This window comes from Paraburkholderia bryophila, from assembly GCF_003269035.1.
Classification (GTDB): domain Bacteria; phylum Pseudomonadota; class Gammaproteobacteria; order Burkholderiales; family Burkholderiaceae; genus Paraburkholderia; species Paraburkholderia bryophila.
Genome location: NZ_QLTK01000019.1, coordinates 127,765 through 150,341, shown reverse-complemented (window position 1 = coordinate 150,341; position 22,577 = coordinate 127,765). Strand labels below are relative to the sequence as shown.

Here is a 22,577-nt window from a genome sequence, read left to right as displayed (position 1 = left end):
GCTTAGGTTGACGGATCTGGCCGGTTGCGGCACGGCGCGGTTGCCGACCGGCCCGGGTCGAGGGATGTATGCGCAGGCTCCCAGAAGTAGTGCTGCCCCAGTTAGCGCGGTCGCGATAATCTTCTTTTGCATAGATGGATTGTCCTTTCAAGAGCGGCGTGGACAATATACTAATCGCTTGGAAAAAAATGACATGCCAAGAAATCGATTTGACGCCAACGGAAGGCAAGCGTAAGCCGATTTCAATGGTCTCCGTCCGCCGCTCGTCGCCTTCGTTCGTATCTGATCGACCCACTCCAGCCGCCCTGAAGGCCAAGTTTGACGGGCCGCAGCATGCGGTAAACCGGACAGACAGCAAAAATGACCGACGACATCGTCCCGCCCACGACGCGCGCCCGCCAGGCAATCCTCGCCCATAATGAAGAGGAAGATCAAAATAGTCTCATTCATTTGAAAGGCGGCCGACCTACGGACGATACACAGGCAAAATCTGCGGCTGAACGCTATGAGGCTTGTCGGGTGATCGATGAAAAATCCTCTCGTGCCATGGCTGCGTGCGTCGGCATGATCGACGCAGTTTCGGCCGTCGCGTAAGAACGAACTCTGCACGCCGTTCGCGATGCATTGGAGCGTCTGCACGCTACCGCTGCGGCTGCACATGACGAGGCGGCCAGGATCAGGATGAATTGATCAGTTGCGCCGTCTTGTAAGCAGGTCTGCCACCCCAGCACGGGTGGCAATTTCCCAGATATATCCTCGTGAATAATCGACACCCACCCGCCGATGAAGCACGATTCGCAAACGGCCGTTCGTCCAGTGATCAGCGTCTATGCCGTGCGCTCTCGGCGACTCCTTAAGGGTGGCGGCAACCCATGCGAGCGTTTCATCATTGATCGTTAGGCGTTTCTTCTCCGTGCGCAGCTTTGGTGGTCGCATCCTGTGGCCCAGACCGAGCTTCCCGGCGAGGGTCCTGACGTGTCCGGCGGAGTGGTAGACCCCGAATTTCTCCTTTATCAGTTTTTGAACATCGCTGTTTCTCCAGAGTTCGGTTTTATAGCCGTGCGCCATGGGGCTGCCTTCCAATATCCCCCGTAACCACTTGAGGGCCTCGGGGCCAAGTGTGGCCTTGCGCCCGGATCCCTTGATCTGCTCAACAGCCTCAGCGCCGTCAGCAACCAACATTGATTTGTATTTTGTCATGGTGCGCGCGCTGATTTTGAGCGATTTAGAGACGCGCTCGACACTGTTCCCATCCATTAGCATTTTTTCGGCAATCTTCCGACGCGCGCCATAGACGTCGCCCTGCGATTTCTGAGCTGGAGCAGGTGACGCCTTTTCTGACGTTGAATAGGCGAGTCGGTATCTGAGGCCATAGCTCCGGGCAAGGTAGCCAACATACGACGCTGAAAACTGGACTCCGACACGCCTGCAGATCAATTCGCGCAGTTGACTTATGGTCCAGGTCGTCCCCGGATAGCCGTGAAGCCCGGGTGGGTGCCTTATCGCGCTAACGAGCCAGCTTTGCGAAGCATCATCCAGTCGCGAGGCTCCTCCGTGGATGCGAAGGCGAGCCGCGGCGTCAGCCCCCTCTCTTTCAACCAGCTCCTTGTACTTGCTCACGGTCAGAAGACTCAGCCGAGCCTTCCTTGACCTTTGCTAGTCCCCTCACCATTCAGCAAAAGCTTCGCGGCAAGAGCCCTGCGCTGCGCAAGAGGGGTATCGTCTTTCTGTTTGCCCATCGTCCTGCGAGGAAGTGAATTGGCGGTTCATGTCGATTTGCAGATCGTCATATTTATACACGATTTTGGATGCATTCCAGATCTGCGTAGCGACTGCCCCTGACGGCGTGTCAGCCCTCGATACACCACCTGGCCGACATCTACAATGCGATAGAACGCAACACTCCGAGGCTCCCATGACCGACTTTCCTGTTTCCAACGTTTCACCCGGTAGCGGGTCGCCAGAGCTTCTTGACGCCGCCTGCGTTCAGGTCCGCGACATGACGCAGGCACGATGCGCGGTCGTGATCGTTATCGACGGCGATTCCGGATCCGGCTACTCAATCGTTGGCCCTCTGGACGCACAGATCCTGCTGCCTGACATATTGCGGAAGGTCGCAGATTCTCTCCGGGGACAACTTGGTGTTCACCTGCAATAAACACCATGAATAATCCGCTGAACCTGGATCTTCGGGCACGCGCCGAGTTGCTCGCCTACCTCGTTGCGTCCCATCTTCTTGCAAGGCAGATGACAGGCAATTGGCTGTCGGCCGACCACGTTGTGGAGTCTGCTGTCTTATGGTTGAGAACGAACGGCGGCGGCGCCGATGTCGTGCAGCGAGTGATGCTCTCGACGCGGGCGCTTGCGATCGCCGAACAGCTCGAAGCAGAGCCGACACCGGAATTCATGCCGCAACCGATTGCGTCGCTGTTCTGCGAAAATCTGCGCCTTGATTTCCGGTCGGCGGCAGCCCGAGACCTCTACCAGCACTGCCTGACGCAGTTGCTCCAGACAAGGTGGTTTGAATAGGAGGCAGCTTCCTGCCGCCCTATTTGCCAGGCTTACTGCGGCCTGCCACCAGACTCTTGGCGACTGCATAAGGCAGCTTCATGGGTCGCCCTGACGCGATAGCAAGGTCCGAGTCTTTCGCCAGACGATCAAGCACGCCGGCACACTGTGGATAGTGTGACTCCAGCCACGCCGCCACCACGTCGTTACTCATCCAGTTCCGCACGAAGCCAGCGGTAAGCGCCAGACAGACGAGTTCATTTTCGTAGCGCGGGCGCTTGACTTCCGCCTCAACCTGCATCCGGGCAAGCTCCTGCGCCATTCTGGCGAGTCGTCTCACGCAATCGGGGTGAGATTGTCGGCCGCGGGCATCATCGCTTCTTTCCCGGGCTGACGTTGCCGCCAGTAATGCACGGGCAAAATCGCCACTGAGATTGCGTGCTGCGACCATCGTCCGGACCGCCTCGACCTGCCGGTTCGGGACCATCCTTCCTAGCGCTGAGACGGTCCGCTTCGGCAGCGTTTGTCCGGCCACCAATGTTGCTGCATCCTCGCATAAACCCGGCGGTCTCCCGTGGCCATCTCGTGCACCGTCTGACCGACAGATGAACCGGGTTGGTCGAACCCGTGCCATCAACGTTGCTCCGAAAGACGTTGATAAACGAGCATCGGCATCGAACCGAGCCCATGAGCCCGCAGTAGCGCCAAAAAGGCGGGATCCGAGAGAACCTCCATCAGGGTCCGGTCCATCATTTCCAGCTCTCGGTGGGCCGCGTCCATACGCCTGGTCGCCGCCCGCTGCCTTGCGAGCTCCAGTTTAAGCATCTTCCCGGCCTTCGTCTCCGGGGCACTATGCCTGCAGAGGGCACCAGGCGCGCGTGCCGGCTGCGCAGATCCTGACTGGTCTTTCACGCAGGAAACCGTGGACGCGGCCGAGGAAGCGCCGGGATCCGGCCGGCCGGAACGGGTCACCGCCCACCCCCAACGCGTGGTGGGTTGGCCACTACCTCGATCGGCGTATTGCAGGCAAGATCAAGCAGCAACGTCAGGTTCGAATGACGATATGCCTCGAAATGGGTCTGGCCGTGGCGGTGAAGTACTGTGTAAATCCCTGGCGCCAGGCTTCCGCGAGGCAGGATATGGAAATCGAGCAGTTCCGTCCCCGCGCGCTCGATGCGGCCATATATCAGGAAATCCACAGGGAAGCGATCAGGCCAACGCGCAACCCAGTAAGGCTCGTGGGCATGGACCAGCCATGGGCTGCGCACCACCAGTTGCAGACGCAAGGTCCCGTCGACACAGATCGTGCCAGTATGCTTCTCGTACCGGACCTCATGCCCCTGAGACCGCAGCGCCTCGATTGTCACGTCTGCAACCCGCTTCTCCATCAGGTGCTCCACGCGCCGATGTTCAGAACGCGCAGGATCGAGATTCGGTGAGTAACCGATCGCCTCGTATGCTTCGTACAGACCGCCAAACTCCCGCATGACCTGTCCGACGGAGGGCGCGCTACGGTAATGCCGTAGAGTGCCCTGCGTCAGCTTGCCAGCCCGCTTGATCACCTCGTGCAGACCCTCGACGATCTCCTCTCTGGTGGGCCTCTGTCGGGCGCGCGCCAGTTTCGCCTGGACGGCGGCAAAGACGCGCCGGTCGACTACCGGCGTAAACGCGTTGGGAATGCGGATCCAGTCCTGCTCCGGCACACGCTCCCAGCGGCCAGATAGTTTCGACGAAGTGCGGCTATAGATGTTGGTGCCGATGTACGCTTCGTTGCGCAGGATTGTTGCAATGTTTCGGGCCTGCCACACCCGACCGGACCCATTGCAAATTCCGAAATCATTGAGGCGTCGCGCAATGCCCGTCGGCGAAATGGGCTGCGTTGCGTACCACTCAAACATTTTCCGGATCAACGCGGCTTCGCCATTGGCCGCGGGAGCCACGATCACCCGGTCAGTCTGGACACTCTTGTACTCGTACTGTCGCAGCGGATGCCTCACCTGCCGGTCTGCGTCGACCAGGATACGTTGCAGCCCGTAACCCGGCGGCCCGCCCGAATGGAAACCTCGCCTGACGTTAAGGCAGGTCCCCAGGAACACCTTACGCGACATGTCACGACTGAACTCCGCAGCCATCGCGCGCTTGAGCGCCTTCAGCACGGACGTTGCGGGGCTCGCGTCGTTCTCAAAAGGTTCGGCCACGTAGATGACATTCACGCCGGCCCGTCGGCATGCATATTCGTAGAAGGCCGCTTCGTCGACGTCCTGGAAGCGCCCCCAGCGGCTCACGTCATAGACAAGCACGGTGGCGAACCGGCGCGCGGCACTCTGGACGTCCAGAAGCAACTGGACCAGGGCCGGGCGCTCGCGCAGCGTAAGGCCACTGATGCCGGCATCCTCATAGTCGCGAACGATGCGGAAGTTGTGGGCCGCCGCATACTCGGCGATCGCCTGCCTTTGGAAGACCGGTGAGTATTGCTGATGGTCGGTGGACATACGGATGTACTGTGCGGCGCGGAAGGCCACAGCGGGGCTTGCTCGTTGAGGCTTGGCAGATGACATGTGGTACGCGTACATTCGTACAAACAAGTAGTAGCGTCTTCACGGAAGAAGTCAAGGCAAGTAAAGCGCGGTCTCGGACACCACCCTCCTGCTTCCGAGCAAAAATGCTAAACAGCAGGGCTTTACAAGCATCCGAACCAAGCTACAGCCAGCGGCAGATGAAAGCAGTTCTTCGCAAGCTTGCGAATTAATCTGCGGACGTTCTGGCCACTGCCGATTGGCACAAACCGACCGAGGCTGTGTGGAAACGCGAAATGCAGGTTCGACGTGCGACGAATCTGCAGCAGCAAGTATAGAGCCGCATTGTGCTCTCGCAATCAATCAGTCGAGTGGAGAGCGCTGGGCGGCACTGTTGCCTCACTACTAGCGGCTTCTCGGTCTGTGTTGGGAACCTCGGTGCATCACGCACCCACCAGCCGCATTGCCCTCATCGTTCGCGAGAATCCCAATATCGCTATCACGCGCTTGAGGTTGTAGGCCAGTACATGCAGGCTCATCCCAATATCGCTATCACGCGCTTGAGGTTGTAGGCCAGTACATGCAGGCTCATCTCCGTGCTTACATTGTGCAGTCTGCGAGTCAGGAAGTGTGTGTAGCCCATCCAGTGCTTGAACGTTCCGAAGACGTGTTCAACGGTGCGTCTTCGCACCATCATCGCCTCCGGCATCCGGTCCAGTCTCCGCTGGGCGGCTTCCAGTACAGACTCATGTTCCCATCGCGTGATTCGTCGATAATCGCTTGGGGTGCATTGTGATTTAATCGCGCAACGAGGACAGGCACTGCTCCAGTAGCGATGCAGTTGCATGCCATGCTCCTCACGGGTGAAGCGATGAATCGCACGTTGTCCAGCCGGACACAGGTATTCGTCATCCCGGGCAATGTAGATGAAGTTTGCTCTGTCGAAGCGGCCATGGGCTCTTGCGCCTGACGTCAGGTTCTTCGGCAGAATGGCTGCAATGCCCGCATCCGCGCATGCTTTTATCTGCGGACCGCTGTAATACCCGCGGTCAGCGATAGCCTTCAGTCTCTTCTTGCCCATGGCATCGCGGGCAGCTTGGGCCATCGGACTGAGCTGCGCCCGGTCATGACCGGAGTTCGTTACCTCATGGGCCACGATGAGATGGTGCCGGGCGTCTACAGCCACCTGCACGTTGTAGCCCACCATGCCCGAGCCTCTGCCGCTTGTCGCCATGGAGCGCGCATCAGGGTCGGTCAGCGAGAGCTGACCATCAGGCTGCGTCTTGAGTTCTTCCTTGATCTGCCCAAGGCGACGCATTTGCCCTCGCAATTGCACGATCTTCTCTTGCAGCCGGGTTGCCCTGGCTTCCAGCTCTGCCGGTTGTGTGCGGTCAGCAGTTTCCAACGCACTCAGATAGCGCTGGATGCTTTCCTCAATCTGTTGCTGCCGTTTGTCGATCTTGCCATTCGTGAAGTTACGGTCGCGGGTGTTGGATGCCTTGAACTTGCTCCCGTCAATGGCAACCAGTGCTTGTGAGAACAGCTTCAGATCACGGCACAGAACAACAAACCGGCGACAGACGTTGCGAATGCCTGTTCCATTGTCCCGCCGAAAGTCGGCTATCGTCTTGAAGTCCGGTGCCAGGCGACCCGTGAGCCACATCAGCTCGACATTGCGTTGGCATTCCCGCTCCAGACGACGACTCGATTGAATCCGGTTGAGGTAGCCGTAGATGTATATCTTCAACAGCACTGCCGGATGGTAGGAGGGGCGACCTGTCGTTGATGGTGTGACGCCATCGAAGCCCATCGATTCCAGTTCGAGCTCTTCGACAAAGGCCTCGATGATCCTCACCGGGTTATCCTCGGCAACGAAGTCATCCAGGCATTCGGGCAACAGCGTTACCTGCTTGCGGTCTTCGCCTTCTATGAATCGCTTCATCCGGTCACCCACGCTGAATGAGTCAATTCAGTCTAGGCCATCTGATGCGAGAATGTTGAATCGAGAACTTACGGCGAGAAGGTAGTGAACCTGCATGTGATCTATACACGAGACAACCGGATCCTGCTGTCACGAAAGCAATACGTATCGTGGCAAGAAATTCAGGAAGATATCGAAGACTACATGGCTTCGCTGGGGCCTTGGCTGCCCGAACAAACCATTGAATACTTGCAGGAAGAGCATCCAGGGCTGTCACCGGACGCGGCCGAGCAGGTGTGCGCGTTCCTTTCCATGAGTGAAACAACCATCACCCTTCGTTTCAAGCCCAGCGGCACCGATGACTAGCGAGTTACTTGATGGACAAGAGTAACGTGTTTTCACACAGCCTCGGTCGCGTGCCGACCAGGTCAGGAAGCAGTTGAAGAAGCAACCAGACAAACAGCTGTCCATGACGGATCCCGACGCGCGGTCCATGGCAACAAGCGGAAGAGGCTCCGGCATAGTGGGCTACAACGTTCAAACCGCCGTGGACACCAAGCATCATCTGATCGTCGCACATGAGGTGACTAACGTCGGAAACGATCACGGGCAACTCAGCAGAATGGCAATCTCCGCGAAGAACGCGATGGGCAAAGCCAGGCTGAAGGTGGTGGCCGATCGCGGCTATTACAGTGGCCCAGAGATACGGGCATGCGATCTGGGAAACATCAGTGCGTACGTTCCCAAGCCACTCACCTCCGCATCAAGGAAGAAAGGTCTCTTCACGAAGGCCGACTTTGTCTACGAGTCAGGAAGCGACGTGTATCGATGCCCTGCCGACGAGCGCGCCATTCATCGATTCAACACCGTTGAGCATGACATGACACTGCGGGTGTACTGGCCCAGTGCGTGCCCCCGTTGCCACCTCAAGGACCGATGTTCGCCCAGCGACTATCGCCGCATCCGACGATGGGAGCACGAAAATATACTGGAATCCATGCAGCGTCGGCTCGACAGGAAGCCCGATGCAATGACGATCCGCCGAAGTACCGTTGAGCACGTCTTCGGTACGCTCAAACACTGGATGGGTCCCGCGCACTTCCTGACTCGGACGCTTGGGCGGGTGAGTACGGAGATGAGTCTTCAGGTGTTGGCCTACAACCTGAAGCGGGTCATCAACTTACTCGGTGTCGCGGAAACGATGAAGGCCATGAAAATGGCTGGAAGTTAAAGCCCGCAGGGGCTTCGCTGCGCTCGCGAGACTCGATTAGCGTAAGCTGGACCTACCAAACTTGATCCAGCTGAACGGAGACCGGGCGTTCAGCGCCAAAATTGCGTTCTCACACGATCTCGGTCGTTATGCGACTCCCAATTGACGGCCTCACGTCCATGGCACGAATTCTTGCCTCGTCGTAGCTGCCCTGGCACACTGGTGGCACAGCGACAATGAAAACACGGGATAGCCAGCGATTGGAAATTTCGTCGCCCATCACGTAGGTTGCTGAATTTATTGATCTTCCGTTATCTCAGACTCTCCTCACCTACCATGAAAAACGCATTCGTAATGGGGTGGTCCGCTGCTCGACTCCTCTCTCGGGCGTAAAGTATCGAGCAAAGGCGAGCGGCGTCGGGACGCTTTTCGAAGTGCGTGGTTTGAGGATGCGGCGCTCAGTATGCAACCTTGAACGTCGGAGAGTCTTCGGGCCGGCTCTTGCGGCGGTCGTACAGGCGCGTCGTCGCGATGTTCGCGTGGCCAAGCCATTCCTGCACTTTGGCGATGTCTGCTTCGTGTTCGAGCGCGTTGGTGGCGGCGGTTGCGCGCAGACTGTGTACGCCAAATCCGTCGACGGCGATCTTCACCCGCGCCGCATAGGCGAGTATCCACGTTGCGCTGCTTGCTACCAAGCACGGTTTGGACGTTGAGGACGAGCTGGCGACGATCATTCCTGCCGCCGCGGAGGATGACTGACCGGCGACCGACTAGGGCGGCCATACCGGGCGAAAGCACGTACAAGACGAGCCCGGTTGGCCGAGTTCTGTCCGGCGTTTGTCGTAAGTCGCCCCTGAAGAGACCTCCAGCTTTCTCGTTAGCGGACACTCTTACTGAATATAGTCGCGCGGTTGAACACTGAAATCCAGAACCTTGCCATCCCGAAGAGCGGCGAGTCTTGTGAGGGCGCTATTGATAGTTTTGAATCGCTCTTCAATAAGCGAGACCGCATGCGCAAAGATCGGTTGCCCATCAATCTCTATCACGCGATCACCTTGCTGCAATCCCACCTCGGCCGCAGGGGCTCCCTCTTCAACGTCGCTTACTGTTGCAACATCGCCGTTCGCGTATTCGATGCCGAAACCAGCCCTGTTATAGACCTGGATATCCGGACCGACGGGAGCATCCAGTTTCGTGAGCCAGACACGATATGAAGGGTATCAACATCGGGAAACTTCATATGCGAGAATACGCGGCGTTGTCGAAGTAGAGCGAAATACACTTGACGGACCAAGTGTGCTTACGCGCCACCGCGACCGTAGGACTAGGTGTTCGTGTTGTTTATAGGCGTCCGACGTCTCGCGGATAGCCTAGTAACGTAAAAGGAATCCCCATGATAATTCGCCATGCGGTTACCGCAGATCTCGACGCACTGCATCGCCTGCGTAACGACTACATACCCACTTCCTATGCGACTTTTGACGAAGATCTGATGTCGAGAGAGGCTGTCGACACGTGGATAAAGTCCTTCGGTCGAACGGGCCCCCACCGGCTTTACGTTTCCATGGAAGACGATGAATTACTGGGTTTCGCCGGAAGCCAGCAATATCGCAGTCACCGTGCTTTTCGCAAAACGATCGAAACCAGCATTTATGTAAGTCCAAAGTATCTAGGTCGTGGCATTGGATCAGCTCTGTACGAGGCGCTCTTCAAAGATCTGTCTGATGAAGATGTCCATTCTGCTGTAGTAGGCATCGCACTGCCCAACGAAGCGTCGGTCCGTCTTCATAAGAAGGTGGGGTTTACCGAAGTCGGAACGTTTAAGGAGTACGCCATAAAGCACGGTCGCTTCATGAGCTCGCTTTGGATGCAACGATCTTTTTAGCTTTGTGCCCCCAGTGTTGACACCGTTCCGGAGGCGGGATACGGCTTTCTTCGGCCGACGGGAATGCAGAAGTTGGCGCTTTCATCGTGCCTTAACGAGGGTAATACAACCTTGCTGTAGGTGCCGTCTCATAGAACAGTGCTACTGGACGAACCTGAGAGCTCGTGACCGGGTCTTTGCAAATGCCATCGGAACCAGCCCCAACCCTTTCGAAAATCTTGGAGACCAGCACCGTGTCACCTGAAGCCGAACCCCAACCTTATTCAGTGGCCTTACTTCCTAGATGGTTTCCTAACGAAACGATTCATTCATTGGCGAGTCGGTATCACCTTTTAGCGTCATATCAAGATCCTATTATTACGGCTCGTCAGCTCTTCCGGCACGCGGGGGCAGGAGACAATCCTCTATTTATAACTGGGCTTGATCACCTTTCCGCAATTTCACAAGGCATGCTGGGAACCAGCGAATCTATCGTGAACGAGCACTCCCTGGTGCCTTTCTTCATTTCTTTTTTGAAACCGACCCGCCGTCAGCGCTTCATTTCGGGGTTTGGCCAGCCTGGCTGGAAATATTGGAAAGTCATGCTTCGCGGCTTCTATTGGCCGTCCGGGAAAATTGCAAGGTTGCAATATTGTCCGATGTGTCTTAAGCACGACAATGCAAATTACGGAGTTGGATACTGGCATAAAGAACACATGCTACCAGCAACACGTATCTGTCTACTGCATGACTGCATGTTGGTCGCGCCAGCCTTAGCGCATCGCTGGTCTCTACCAACGGCAAATGCACCTCACTCTCGCTCCGACATCATTATTCCTACGACGAGCGCCAAACCGCTCCTGCATAAAGCAGCGCAAATTTGCAACGCGATGGCTGCAACCTCACCTGATTGTTCTAACACCTCTACTATTTGCGATGTTTTTTATCTCGCACTCAAAGGGATGCACGCGACCGGTGGACCATTAAACTTGCGTTTCAATGAACAAGTGACGCGATCGTTTCTCACTTATTACGCGCCTATCGCAGACCACAATGAATCTGTTGGGTTGCGTTTAATTAGCGAAGAACTGCAGATCGCCATCTACAAAATATTCAGTGCAGGGCCATCCTATTGCCCCGATATCTTCTGCCTGCTAGTTGCGTGGCTTTTTGAAAGTTGGGAGTCGTTCTACTACCAGTATAAGCAGTCCAACCAAGACCCCGGTACTCAACGCAGACGAGGTTGCTCTCTACGTTCGTTGCTTTCGGATGAGGAGCCGAGTAGTCGCGAAGAACGATCGGATCTCAACGAACTGCATTTTGCAGGATCGGTGACGGTGAACGCCATATGCAAACCCCATTGAAAGCAAGGTCGCACCGCTGAGAAGCTACAAGTGTGCAGATGCGGCATTTTAGAACGAGATCGACCGGAGGCGATCTTCGGACAGTTGCCAAAACACCTGACCAACCTTCGCCCTAGCCAATAAATTCTTTCGAATTTTACGTTTTTTCGTTTTCCTTTTTTTTGTCGGCGAACAGCTCGACGTGCTGCTGTCCGAACACAACGTAACGCGCGCCGCCGAACGTTTGAACTTCTCGCAGCCGTCGGTCAGCGTGCATCTGGCGAAACTGCGCGCGCTGTTCGGCGACCCGCTGCTGCTGCCGGGACCGCGCGGCATGCGTCCCACGGCGCGGGCCGAAGCGTTGCGCGAGCCCTTGCGCGAGGCGCTCGAAGCACTCGAACGCGCGGTCGCACCGGCCAGTCCGTTCAATCCGGCCGAAGCGACGCACAGTTGGCGGATCGCCGCCACCGACTACGCCGAATCGACCATCATCCTCCCCACCTTGGCCACGTTGAGATCGGCCGCGCCGGGCACGCGTCTGGCGATCGTCGAAGCGGTCCCGCCACGGCTGATGCAGCAAGCGGAACAGGGAGCGATCGATCTGGGCTTCCATACCAGCGAAGGCGCGCCCGACGGCTTGCGCCGTCGCGTGCTGTTCGCCGAGCGCTACGTGCTGGTGGGACGTGCAGGCCATCCGCGGCTGAAGCGTCGGCCGACGCTCGCGCAGTTCTGCAAACTGGAACAGGTGATCGTGTCGCCGGACGGCGGCGGATTCTTCGGCGTCACCGATGAATCGCTCGCGAAGCTCGGCCTCACGCGTCGCGTGGTGCTGTCCGTGCCGCATTTCCTGTTCATGGTGTCGGCGCTCGCGAGCACCGATCTGGTCGGCATGGTGCCGGCGCGGCTGGTGCGCGAAAACAGCGCGCTGCGCATGGTCGAGCCGCCCGTCGAGGTACCGGGCTACGAGATGGCCATGCTGTGGCACGAACGCGTGCATCGCGATCCCGCGCATCGGTGGTTACGGGACACGATCGCGGCGTCGGTATGAGGCGCCGGTTTTCGCAGGCGCCCCGCAAGGTCACGCGAGACGGTCACGCCACGCGCCGTCCACGCAGCACTTAAACCGCGGTCTGCCCCGATTCCGCTGCGGGCAGTCGCGCGATCTTCCGATGGGCAAAGCGTGCCTTGATCTTGCGACGCATCGGCTCCTCATAGAACCGGAAGCACAGCAGACTGATCAGCACACTCACGGGAATCATCATCCAGCCGTTCGATGGCCCGAAACCGAGCATCACCGACCAGAGGGCGAGCGGCAGATGCGTGAGGTACAGCGAATAACTCGCCTCCCCCAGGCGCACCAGCGGCCGCCAGCTCAACAAGCCCAACACGGGCCGCTCCAGCAACGCGAGGCCCAGTATCAAGGCCGCGTAAAACGGCGACTCCAGATAGTAGGCCGGCCAGATCGGCCGCCAGACGCTGAGTATGAAGATCGCACTCAACGCCACGCCGGTCAGCACGATGCCTTTACCATGCTGCGACCTGCCGCTGGCTTTGAGGCGCAGATAGTAGATCGCCACCGCGATACCCATCACGAACTCGGCGAGCCGCGTTACCGGCATCGAGTAAATCATCGCGGCGCTGCGCGACAGCGGCACGAAGCTTTGCAGCAACGCAATCCACACACCCGTCGCGAGCCATGTCGCGAGGGCGATCAAGCCAATCCGCGCGACGCTCATCGTCGTCATACGACGCAGCAGGAACGGAAACAGCAGATAAAAGAACGCCTCGCAGGAAACGCTTTCGGAGGGACCGTTCCATGGTTGATTGATGGCTGAAAACGGCAGCCAGCCGTTGAGCAGCAACAACTGGACGATCAGACTGACGAGCAGCGCCGGATAGACCGCGCCCTTCAGCGCGTACCACTCCAGCATCAGTTGCGGGTTGTCACTCAGCACGAGATAAATCACGACCGGTACGCACATCAGCAGACCGAGCAGGATCATCGGATAAATGCGGGCGACGCGTGCCTCGTAAAACGAGCGCACGCCGCCGTGGGCCAGTTTGTCGCGATACGTGAAGGTCAGAATGAAACCGGACAGCACGAAGAACAACGACACGGCCGAGCGGCCGCCGTCGATGAAATTGAACAACGCAGCCGGCAACGGCAACAGGTTGCGTTCCGAGAAGTGAGAGATGACGACCGCGAATGCGGCAATGAACCGGATACTGGTCAATGCGGGAAAGGCACCGCCCGACTGGTTTGAGCCCACCGCCATAGAGCTTGCTCCCGATTAAGCGCGGTTCAATCTACCATTCCAGAATCGCAGGAATGCGCATGGGGTCGGGTCGATCTGCTGCAATGGCGGGTGTGAGCGGGCGATTGGCGCGATGCGGCTAGCAGGCGTGGCATGCCTGCCAAATGGCGTACGCGGTTTTCTGTGTGTGTGGGTGGGTGCGGCGAGAACCGCGAGGCGCGGCGAAGCTTCATCTCCGCCGCGCCTCGACGCCTATGCCGACGCCGCGCCGTTCGCGCGGCCGATCGCGTCGAGTTCGGCGCGAACCTCCTCGCTCAGCATCAGATGCGCGGCTTGCAGGTTCTCGCGCAAATGCTGAACGCTCGACGTGCCGGGAATCAGCAGAATGTTCGGCGCGCGTTGCAACAGCCAGGCCAGCGCGACCTGCATCGGCGTCGCGCCCAAAGTACTCGCGAGGTCCGACAGCGCCGACGACTGAATCGGCGTGAAACCGCCCAGCGGGAAAAACGGCACATAGGCGATGCCCTGCGCCGCCAGTTCGTCGATCAGTGCGTCGTCGTGGCGATGCACCAGGTTGTAGTGGTTCTGCACGCAGACCACTTCCGTAATGCGCTGCGCCTCGGCAATCTGCGCCGACGTCACGTTGCTCAAGCCGATATGACGAACCAGGCCGCGCTGCTTCAGTTCGGCCAGCGCCGTGACCTCCTTCTCGATCGAGCCTTCGGAGGGCGCATGAATGCTGCCCATGATGCGCAGGTTGACGATCTCCATGGCGTCGAGCCCGAGATTGCGCAGGTTGTCGTGCAGACCGCGCTCGATCGCTTGCGGCTCCATCGCCGGCAGCCAGCCGCCCTTGTCGTCGCGCACCGCACCGAGCTTGGTGACGATCACCAGATCGTCCGGATAAGGATGCAGCGCTTCGCGGATGATCTGGTTGGTGACGTGGGGCCCGTAAAAATCGCTCGTATCGATGTGGTTGACGCCCGCGGCCAGCGCCTCGCGCAGCACCGCGACGGCCGCCTCGCGATCCTTCGGCGGCCCGAACACGCCGGGGCCGGCCAGTTGCATCGCGCCGTAGCCCATGCGCCGCACGGAACGTCCGGCTAACGGGAAAGTGTCGGTGGTCTTGAGGTCGGACATGGGGTGTTCCTTGAATGGGTGGGGACGAACCGCAGTATCGACCGGTTGTGTTGTCAAATAAATAGGCATAACGTGCACGGGTTGTTCAAAAATGTGCACAGCGACCATGGAATTAAACGATCTTTCCGCTTTCGTGTCCGTCGCGCGGGCGGGCGGCTTTCGCGACGCGGCACGCATCGGCGGGGTGTCGGCGTCGAGCCTGAGCATTGCCGTACGCCGTCTCGAAGCGAAACTCGGCTTGCGCCTGCTCAATCGCACCACGCGCAGCGTGGCGCCGACCGAAGCCGGTCTGCGTCTGATCGAGAAGCTGACGCCGCTCTTCACCGAAATGGAAGCCGCGCTCGACGTGCTGAACGGCTTTCGCGACAAGCCGACCGGCACGCTCAAGCTGAACGTGCCGTCCAGCGCCGCGCGCATCACGCTGCCCTCGGTGATCGTGCCCTTCCTCAAGGCGTACCCCGACATTCGCATCGAGGTCGTGGTGGAAGACGGGTTCGTCGACCTGCTGTCGATCGGCTGCGACGCCGGCATTCGCTACGACGAGCGACTCGAACAGGACATGATCGCCGTGCCGATCGGGCCGCGCGTGCAGCGCTTCGCGACCGCCGCCGCGCCCGCTTATCTCGACGAACACGGCCGTCCCGAGCACCCGCGCGAGTTGCTCGCGCACGCGTGCCTGCGTGGCCAATTCGCCGGCGGCGCGATTCCGATGTGGCATTTCGAGCGTGACGGCGAAGCGCTGCAGTTAAACCCGACCGGACCGCTGCTGGTGCGTCCGGGCGCGGCGCTCGATCTGGCGATCAGCGCAGCGGTCGCCGGCGTGGGCGTGATCCATCTGTTCGAAGACTGGCTGCGTCCACAGCTCGACAGCGGTGCGTTGGAGCCGATTCTGGAATCGTGGTGGCCGAGCTTTTCGGGGCCGTTTCTCTACTATCCGGGGCACCGGCATGTGCCCGCGCCGCTACGCGTGTTCGTCGATTTTGTGAAGGCGGGCCACGGGGCGTGAATGGACTTGAGCGATGCGGCAAACGGCAACGCGCCGCCTCTTTAGCAAGCTCCTGGCAAGCCGCGTTCCTTCAATGCCGCTGCTTGCAAAGCTGCGCCACGGTGGTCAGAAACAGATCCGCGCCGACCGGTTTTCTCAGGCACGCGTTCCAGTGTTTGTCTCGGCCGTCGGACGACGGCGGCACGGCCGTGTGCACGAGAATCGGCACGTCGGCGAGTTCCGGCATGGCCCGCAGACGGCGGCAGAGTTCCGCGCCGCCCATCAGCGGCATCATCCAGTCGGTAATGATCAGATCGGGCGTGACGGGCATGGCCGATGCCAGCCGCGCGACCGCCTCGACTCCGTTGCTCGCGCAACCGACTTCGTAACCTTCGTTTTCAAGAATCAGGCGCCACGCTGCCAGAATTTCCGGCTCGTCGTCCACCAACAGGATTGAATGCATCGGGAATCGCCGGTTGAACGTGTTAATCATCTGTCCACGATTACGCAAGGGCTGTTCCACGACCCGCGAATGCGGTGATAATGAAGCGGATTATCGGCTGCGGCAGAAGGCCTCCGGCGTTTTCCGCAGGTACGCGCCCGCCGCACATGCCTCTGATTCATTCCAGCCGACAGCGCGGTTTCTCGCGGTGTGCGGGCGCCATTTTCAGGTGCGGCGCGTCTGGCGTGATTCGAGCCTTTGTAGGTTGTAGAAACTTCATCCTGAAACGTCGCCATGGCCGAAATCCTCGTTAGCCCGCTGCGCAATTTCTCCGACTTCGTTCGCACCGAACGAACCCGCTTGACCGAGCAATGGATGAAAGCGGTTTTCGGCGACGTCGAACTCGTCGAAGCAGACAAGCTCACTTACCAGCAACTCGCCGACCACCTGCCGGAAATTCTCGACGGGCTCTGCATCGCACTCGACATCGAAGACCTCGAACTCGTCGAGTCGTCCATTGAAAGCGACGCGAGAAAACACGGCATGGTCCGCTGGCGCCAGGGTTACCGGATCGAAGAACTCGTGCGCGAACTCGATCTGTTTCATCAGGTACTCGCCGACGCGCTGGACGAATTCGCCGAACGCGAGAGCACATTCACGCGCCGCCACGAACGCCGCGCGCGGCGTCTGATCGCCGAGACGCTCAGCATCGTCACCCTCACGTCGATCAAACAGGTGGTCAGTGAACGTGACCGCAAGTTCGACGAGTACACCGGCAGGCTCGAACGCGCCAACCATGAACTCACGTTGAAACAGCGACTCGTGAGCGATCTGTACGAATCGCGGATGCAGATCACCCGCAGCGTGGTCCACGATCTGCGCAACTTCCTGAACGCGTTTTCCATCGCGTTGCAATTGATCGCGCGCGCGCCTGCCAGAGCCGAGGTTGCGTTGACGCTGGCGAACCGGCAAGCCGCCGACATGAAGCAACTGGTCGATCAGATGGTCGAGTATTCGGTGGTGCTCGGCGACGGCGCGCCGCTCGCACTCGAAACGGTCGACCTGCGCGAACTCTTCACCGAACTCGAAGCCGCGTCGCGGCCTTTGATCGAAACCAAAGGACTGACACTGCGCACGGCCTTCGATCCGGCGTTGCCGGCCATCACATCCAATCGCCTCAAACTGAAACAGATCGCGGTCAATCTCCTGTCCAACGCCACCAAGTACACGAAGTCCGGCGAAATCGAATTCGGTTTCGCGATGGCCGACGCGGACCACTGGTCGATTCGCGTCTCGGATACCGGTGAAGGCATTGCACCCGCGGATGCGGAGCGCGTGTTCGACGAATTCGAACGCGCCGCGGGCGAGGATATTCCCGGCACGGGTCTCGGCCTCGCGATCGTCAAGGAATTGTGCCGGGTGCTGAATGGGCAGATCGATTTCGTATCGCGCGAGGGCGTGGGCACCACGTTCAATATCCGCTTTCCGCTGGCGCTCGAGGAACCGGAATAGCGCGCGGCGCACAATCGAAACGCAAGCGAAGCGCAATGACGCACTTGCCAACGGCTTTATGCGTAATCGGGTTTCTTGCCGATTCCCGCTTACGCATTCAATCCTATTCCCGGAGCGATTTTTGGAATGCGATTTGACGCAATGTGTCAATTAAAAAATTACATTTAGCAAACGATTATATTTACTTTCGTAATAAAAAATTCCCCGCTGTCACTCACCCCGCCTAAACCCTACCCGCCTTTAAATACAAGCCGCCGATATTCGATTTACGTAATTTCGCTAAGTGCTTGACAAGCCCCCAGCGCGTCGCCTATTTTTCTTCTGCCGCAGATATTACTAATTCTTACCTAACCGAACTCACGGAAAAAATTCCCGAAAGAATCGGCATATCCAATTCAGATCGTTAGTCATTTTTATTCAATAAGCATGGTCATTTTTTAATGCCCGTGGGTATTGACGCGTGTTGCTTTTTTAAGTTTGTAGTTTTTCACTATTACACGTCGGCGTGCATTAAAAATAATTCCACTTCAATGCACATTCATCCGCGAAGAGACCTTTGTGAAACGGTAGCTGAACCCATCCACCAAGGAATGAGATGAAACGACACGAGCGTCTTGGAGGCAACTCCCCTCTACGCCAGCGCAAGCTGCCGGCCATAGGGACTTTAGCGGTTGCGATCACGCTTCTCGGCGGCTGCGGCGGCGGCGACGGCAGTTCGTCGAACGGCGCGGCGGTGAGCATGCAGCAAACCCCCGCAGGTCAGCAGCTCGACGCCAAGGCCGCCGCGCAGCAAGCGTCGTCGGCCAACCAGACTTATATCGATCCGGTCGCCTATTCGTTGAACGCCACCGACGGTCTCACGCCCTCGCAGGTGTCGGAGAAAGCCGCCGTGATGCATTACCAGTGGACCCAGGGCAAGGCCCCGGTCAACTATACGACGACCACCGGCCACCTGACCGCCGCCGACACGAACGGCAACCCCGAGGCCTCGATGTCGTACGTGGCCTACACCGCGCCGAGCACGAACGGCGCGCCGCGCCCGGTCACGTTCGTCTACAACGGCGGCCCGGGTTCGTCGTCGATCTGGTTGCGGCTCGGCTCGTTCGCGCCCACACGCGTGTCCACACCCGACCCGGTGTTCGGCAACTGGCCGAACTATCCGCTCGTCGATAACAAGGACAGCCTGATCGACACGACCGACATGGTCTTCATCGACCCGCCGGGCACCGGCCTGTCCGAAGCGGTGTTGCCGAATACGAACCAGAAGTACTGGACCACCGACGCCGACGTCGACATCATGCGCGACTTCATTCAGCGCTACCTGACGGTCAACAATCGCAGCAGCTCGCCGATCTATCTGTACGGCGAATCGTATGGCACGCCGCGTACCGACATGCTGGCGCTCGCGCTGGAATCGTCGGGCGTGCATCTGACCGGCATCGTGCTGCAGTCCGCGATTCTCAACTATTTCGCGGATGCGATCGAAGCCGTCGCCATCACCAATTCGACCAGCGCGCTCGCCCTGGATACGGATACGCTGGCGGGCTATTTCCCAGGCTACGCGGCGGTTGCGTCGTACTACAACCAGGTGTCGCCGGCGCCGGTCAACCAGGGCCTTTACGCGCTGCAAACCAGCCTGTTCGTCACCGCCGAGTACAGCAAGCTCAGGCGCTACTCGCAGTCGTGGGTGCTGAGTCAGCTCGGCGCACCGAATGCGCTCGGCAAGCCCGTGCTGCCGAACGACAAGACGCTGCAGGCGTGGACCATCCCGTCCGGCTTGACGATGCAGGCGTTGCAAGGCTATTTCAACGTCAATGGCTTCTCGACGAGCCTGCTGCCCGGCACGACGATCGGCCGCTATGACGGACGCGTGTCGTTGCCGAACTCGGATCCACGTCTGGCGAGCGACGGCGACCCGTCCGACATCCTGATCTCGCAGCCGTTCACCAACGCGCTGGCGACCCAGATGCCGGACTACCTCGGCTACACGGCGCCGAACGCGACCTATATGCCGCTGAACGACGCCATCATCCAGGTGTGGAATTTCTCGCACGACGGCCAGGCGATGCCCGACACGATCCCCGATCTGCTCGGCGCGCTGACGCTCAATCCGAAGCTGAAGGTGTTGTCGGAAAACGGCTTCCACGATCTGGCCACGCCGTTCTTCAATACCGAGAAACAGTTGGCGCGACTGCAGACGGTGCCCGGCATCAATCCGGACTTGCAGGTCAACTTCTTCCCCGGCGGCCACATGATCTATCTGGACGACACCGCCCGCCCGGCGATGAAGCGCGATCTGGTGCGCTTCTACCGCGGCACGCCGTTGCCTGACGCGCTCGCGCTGTGGACGCTGCCGGCCCCGTGGCGCGACGAAAGTCCCGCCAGCGAGCCGACCGCTACCGCCGCCGCTTCCACGCAACTGCCGTCGCCTTGAGCGGCCGGACGAGATGCGCGGTTCGCGATACCCTATTACTCAATTCAGGTGAGTCATCATGTCTCTTTTCACTAAGTTGCGACGTCTCTCTCCGTTGCTCGCTCTCGCCGGTTTGATCGGCAGCGCGCATGCGTTACCGCCGCAAGCGGTGGCGCCCGCGACGCCGCCGAGCGGCGCGCGTGGCGTCGACGGTCCGTTCTTTCCGCAGAACCGCGCGGCGCCGGTCGCACCGACGACCGGGACCGCGCTGCAGCAACAGGCCCAGCAGCGGCTCGAAGCGCGCCTCGGGGCCAACTCAGCGCTGAGCAATGGCGCGGCGGTCACGAAGACGCAGGCGCAAACCCAAGGGCTGGGTTTTGTCGCCAGGCACTTCGATCAGATCGACAGCGGGCATAAAGGCAGCGTGACGCTGAGCGATGTGAAGCAGTATTTGCAGCAGCAAGGACGTTAAGCCGGGGGCTTGGTATCTGGCGGCAGAAGTAGAAGTTAGCGGTACTGCAAGCGCTCCGGGTTCCATCGGGAATCGGGAGCGCTTTTCTTTGTGGCATCGGCGCGTCGGCCTGGCTGGGCGGTGCGGACGGTCGGCAGACAGGCGCTCATCGGGCCCGCGCGGTCGCTCAGGCCGCGCATCACGACCTCGGACGATTTGCCGTCACGTCTCGCGAGTTCGGCAAGATCGAGCAACGCGGCGTAGCGTGCTGAGCAATCCTGCGCGGTTTGTATTTCTTGCTGCTCGCTCGGGGTATCGGCATGGGCTGCCACGTAGCGGCTCAGCGGAAGCGCGAGGCTCGCCGCGACGAGGATCGTTGCCAATGCAGCTGCTTTGCGACAGGTGTGGATCGGGTGGGTCGTGTAGGTTGCCTCGGCTGCATGGGCCGCTTGCACCGCTCGTACCGCTTGCGTCGAGCGGACCGCATGGGCCTCATGAAGCGCGATGGGACACGGCGAAACCCGGCGTCGCTCACCTGTCGGCCGACCGCGGCACGACAGCATCCTTGTGAAGATTCCGACTTGCATGACCGGCCTCCTCACGACCAATGCGCCGGCACCCAGACATTGCCGACCCAATGCCCCGGCACCCACACCACCGGGCGCGGCGCCGGCGCGACATACACGACACGCGGCGCGACATAAACAGCCCGCGGCGGGGGCGGCGGCACGTAGACGACCGGCGGCGCATAAACCACCGGGGGCGCAACGACCACCGGCTTGGGCGGTACATACACCACCGGCGGCGGCGCATAAACAACCGGCGGCGCGACCACCACCGGCTTGGGCGCCACCACCACCGTGGCGCTGCCCGTCGTGACAACTCCGCCCGTCGCCACCACCGCCCCGCTCGACGTCACCGTGTTGCCATGCGTGCCGGTCACGCTCGTCGACGTCGTCACCACGCCCGGCGCAACCCGCGTGGCCGTGCCGGCGTGATTGACCGTGCCACCGTCTGCACCGGTCACCGTGCCTGAACGCGAACACGTGGCGCCGGCGCAATTGGTCGACGCGGAATGGTCGACCGTGTTGCCGTTCGCCCCCGTGACCGAGCCGGACGACGAATACTGCCCCGGCGCGGTCTTCGTCACCGAGCCGGACGTCGTGGCGGTTTTACCATCCGGCCCGGTCAAAGAACCCGTATGCGCGCAAGTGCCGCCGGCGCAATTCGTGTCGCCGGCATGCTGGACGGAGTTGCCGTAGCGTCCGGTCGCGGTGCCCGAGTTCGAGAATTGCCCCGGCGCGTTGCGCGTCACCGTGCCGGTGTTGGTGGCCAGACCGCCATAAGGACCGACGACGCCGCCCGCATGCGAGCAACTGCCGCCGCCGCACGAGCCGTAACGCGCGCCGTTATAGGTGCCGCGCGAGGTATAAGCGGTGCCGTGCTGCGACCACGCGAACGCGGATGCGCTGCCTAACGCGAGCACGGCGACGGTGGCGCCGAGCACCAGCTTGCGCAGCGTGTGGCGAGTGGAGGAAAGCGTTGTGGCTGAGACAGCGCAGGCGGCGGTGGCCGGAGTGGCAAACGAACGGATTTTCACGGTATGTCCTTCTGGGATTCGGGCCACTGCGGTCACTTCGGCGTGGCGACGAACGGACTATAGAAGGATGGCCGCAGTTAATCAGCAAGGAACATATGTCGCCCTGTTTCACGACGAAGGAAGCCCGTGCGACAAGGGTTTGCGCGCGGTTTGCCGAAGCCGTGACATATCCCGACATAGATCGTCACGGCGCGCCCGGCGGCTGCGCGAGCGTAGCCGGCGATAGTCGGATAGTCGCACCACCCGGTCGCGCCACACCCTGCTTCGCCCAGCAAAACCTCCCGTCGAACCACACGGTTTGAGCGCTATTCGCGCAAGTCGCGGTTCGCCATGGGCTGCATCGGGCGTGCCGACCTTACGTTTTTCCGTAAACGCCCGCTTCCACGAAATACGCTGTTTTTACCGATGCAAAACCAT

General features: G+C 59.9%; 23 protein-coding genes and 1 pseudogene. 12 read left to right on the top strand and 12 right to left on the bottom strand.

Annotated features, from left to right (window positions below; all coding sequences use genetic code 11):
* Positions 1–295 (bottom strand): hypothetical protein (locus tag BX591_RS36785; protein WP_208644751.1); only part of this gene is annotated, 295 nt, incomplete at its 3' end.
* A 65-nt stretch (positions 296–360) separates the two neighbouring features.
* On the opposite strand from BX591_RS36785, the gene BX591_RS24390 reads away from it, so the two are divergent.
* On the top strand, positions 361–594 hold the full coding sequence (locus BX591_RS24390) for a hypothetical protein (RefSeq protein ID WP_111933861.1): 234 nt from the start codon (positions 361–363) through the stop codon (positions 592–594).
* A gap of 96 nt (positions 595–690) precedes the next feature.
* Here the strand turns inward: BX591_RS24390 and BX591_RS24385 are convergent, their stop codons facing one another.
* On the bottom strand, positions 691–1,620 hold the full coding sequence (locus BX591_RS24385) for a hypothetical protein (protein ID WP_111933860.1): 930 nt from the start codon (positions 1,618–1,620) through the stop codon (positions 691–693).
* Between the two features lie 295 nt (positions 1,621–1,915).
* Here BX591_RS24385 and BX591_RS24380 point away from each other — a divergent pair, with 295 nt between their 5' ends.
* Both BX591_RS24380 and BX591_RS24375 read left to right on the top strand, forming a co-directional pair.
* Complete coding sequence (locus tag BX591_RS24380) at positions 1,916–2,158, top strand: hypothetical protein (protein ID WP_111933859.1); 243 nt, start codon at positions 1,916–1,918, stop codon at positions 2,156–2,158.
* Between the two features lie 5 nt (positions 2,159–2,163).
* Positions 2,164–2,529, top strand: coding sequence for a hypothetical protein (locus BX591_RS24375; protein WP_111933858.1), 366 nt, complete (start codon positions 2,164–2,166; stop codon positions 2,527–2,529).
* A gap of 19 nt (positions 2,530–2,548) precedes the next feature.
* Here the strand turns inward: BX591_RS24375 and BX591_RS36205 are convergent, their stop codons facing one another.
* The 3 genes from BX591_RS36205 to BX591_RS24355 all read right to left on the bottom strand — a co-directional run bounded on the left by BX591_RS36205 (position 2,549) and on the right by BX591_RS24355 (position 6,966).
* On the bottom strand, positions 2,549–2,959 hold the full coding sequence (locus tag BX591_RS36205) for a hypothetical protein (protein WP_146749814.1): 411 nt from the start codon (positions 2,957–2,959) through the stop codon (positions 2,549–2,551).
* 517 nt (positions 2,960–3,476) lie between these two features.
* Positions 3,477–5,066, bottom strand: a complete 1,590-nt coding sequence (locus tag BX591_RS24360; RefSeq protein WP_276330779.1) for a recombinase family protein — start codon at positions 5,064–5,066, stop codon at positions 3,477–3,479.
* A 493-nt stretch (positions 5,067–5,559) separates the two neighbouring features.
* Positions 5,560–6,966 (bottom strand): IS1182 family transposase, encoded by a 1,407-nt coding sequence (locus BX591_RS24355; protein WP_111933855.1) that lies wholly within the window; start codon positions 6,964–6,966, stop codon positions 5,560–5,562.
* Between the two features lie 84 nt (positions 6,967–7,050).
* On the opposite strand from BX591_RS24355, the gene BX591_RS24350 reads away from it, so the two are divergent.
* Together BX591_RS24350 and BX591_RS24345 are read left to right on the top strand one after the other, a co-directional pair.
* The gene (locus BX591_RS24350; protein WP_111933854.1) at positions 7,051–7,311 is read left to right on the top strand and encodes a hypothetical protein; all 261 of its coding nucleotides are present in this window, start codon (positions 7,051–7,053) and stop codon (positions 7,309–7,311) included.
* A 55-nt stretch (positions 7,312–7,366) separates the two neighbouring features.
* Positions 7,367–8,176, top strand: a pseudogene (locus tag BX591_RS24345) (transposase); the annotation flags it as partial.
* A gap of 437 nt (positions 8,177–8,613) precedes the next feature.
* Here the strand turns inward: BX591_RS24345 and BX591_RS24340 are convergent.
* Positions 8,614–8,889 carry a tyrosine-type recombinase/integrase gene (locus BX591_RS24340; protein WP_167444602.1) on the bottom strand — a complete coding sequence of 92 codons (276 nt, stop codon included), beginning with the start codon at positions 8,887–8,889 and terminating at the stop codon, positions 8,614–8,616.
* 156 nt (positions 8,890–9,045) lie between these two features.
* Positions 9,046–9,291 (bottom strand): PDZ domain-containing protein, encoded by a 246-nt coding sequence (locus tag BX591_RS37380; RefSeq protein ID WP_420849410.1) that lies wholly within the window; start codon positions 9,289–9,291, stop codon positions 9,046–9,048.
* 257 nt (positions 9,292–9,548) lie between these two features.
* On the opposite strand from BX591_RS37380, the gene BX591_RS24330 reads away from it, so the two are divergent.
* The 3 genes from BX591_RS24330 to BX591_RS24320 all read left to right on the top strand — a co-directional run bounded on the left by BX591_RS24330 (position 9,549) and on the right by BX591_RS24320 (position 12,410).
* Positions 9,549–10,040: a GNAT family N-acetyltransferase gene (locus BX591_RS24330; protein ID WP_111933852.1), complete on the top strand. Its 492-nt coding sequence runs from the start codon at positions 9,549–9,551 to the stop codon at positions 10,038–10,040.
* 233 nt (positions 10,041–10,273) lie between these two features.
* Positions 10,274–11,383, top strand: coding sequence for a TniQ family protein (locus tag BX591_RS24325; RefSeq protein WP_167444601.1), 1,110 nt, complete (start codon positions 10,274–10,276; stop codon positions 11,381–11,383).
* A gap of 133 nt (positions 11,384–11,516) precedes the next feature.
* Positions 11,517–12,410 carry a LysR family transcriptional regulator gene (locus tag BX591_RS24320; RefSeq protein WP_111933850.1) on the top strand — a complete coding sequence of 298 codons (894 nt, stop codon included), beginning with the start codon at positions 11,517–11,519 and terminating at the stop codon, positions 12,408–12,410.
* Positions 12,411–12,480: 70 nt separating this feature from the next.
* On the opposite strand, the gene BX591_RS24315 is transcribed toward BX591_RS24320, so the two are convergent.
* Entirely contained in the window at positions 12,481–13,638 is a 1,158-nt protein-coding gene (locus BX591_RS24315) for an acyltransferase family protein (RefSeq protein ID WP_111933849.1), read from the bottom strand.
* Positions 13,639–13,869: 231 nt separating this feature from the next.
* Positions 13,870–14,757: an aldo/keto reductase family oxidoreductase gene (locus BX591_RS24310; RefSeq protein ID WP_111933848.1), complete on the bottom strand. Its 888-nt coding sequence runs from the start codon at positions 14,755–14,757 to the stop codon at positions 13,870–13,872.
* Positions 14,758–14,863: 106 nt separating this feature from the next.
* Between BX591_RS24310 and BX591_RS24305 the strand changes: the two genes are divergently transcribed.
* On the top strand, positions 14,864–15,763 hold the full coding sequence (locus BX591_RS24305) for a LysR family transcriptional regulator (protein WP_111933871.1): 900 nt from the start codon (positions 14,864–14,866) through the stop codon (positions 15,761–15,763).
* 70 nt (positions 15,764–15,833) lie between these two features.
* Here BX591_RS24305 and BX591_RS24300 read toward each other — a convergent pair whose 3' ends face one another.
* Positions 15,834–16,205, bottom strand: coding sequence for a response regulator (locus BX591_RS24300; RefSeq protein WP_111933870.1), 372 nt, complete (start codon positions 16,203–16,205; stop codon positions 15,834–15,836).
* Positions 16,206–16,478: 273 nt separating this feature from the next.
* Between BX591_RS24300 and BX591_RS24295 the strand changes: the two genes are divergently transcribed.
* From BX591_RS24295 to BX591_RS24285, 3 genes are all read left to right on the top strand, one after another.
* Positions 16,479–17,696: a sensor histidine kinase gene (locus tag BX591_RS24295; RefSeq protein ID WP_111933847.1), complete on the top strand. Its 1,218-nt coding sequence runs from the start codon at positions 16,479–16,481 to the stop codon at positions 17,694–17,696.
* A gap of 595 nt (positions 17,697–18,291) precedes the next feature.
* On the top strand, positions 18,292–20,130 hold the full coding sequence (locus BX591_RS24290) for a S10 family serine carboxypeptidase-like protein (RefSeq protein WP_111933846.1): 1,839 nt from the start codon (positions 18,292–18,294) through the stop codon (positions 20,128–20,130).
* A gap of 58 nt (positions 20,131–20,188) precedes the next feature.
* Positions 20,189–20,581: a 2-oxoglutarate dehydrogenase gene (locus tag BX591_RS24285; protein ID WP_111933845.1), complete on the top strand. Its 393-nt coding sequence runs from the start codon at positions 20,189–20,191 to the stop codon at positions 20,579–20,581.
* 35 nt (positions 20,582–20,616) lie between these two features.
* Here BX591_RS24285 and BX591_RS24280 read toward each other — a convergent pair whose 3' ends face one another.
* A complete protein-coding gene (locus tag BX591_RS24280; protein WP_176343092.1) occupies positions 20,617–20,943 on the bottom strand; it encodes a hypothetical protein in 327 nt (108 codons plus the stop codon).
* A gap of 215 nt (positions 20,944–21,158) precedes the next feature.
* Positions 21,159–22,160: a hypothetical protein gene (locus tag BX591_RS24275; protein WP_111933844.1), complete on the bottom strand. Its 1,002-nt coding sequence runs from the start codon at positions 22,158–22,160 to the stop codon at positions 21,159–21,161.
* Positions 22,161–22,577: the final 417 nt, after the last annotated feature.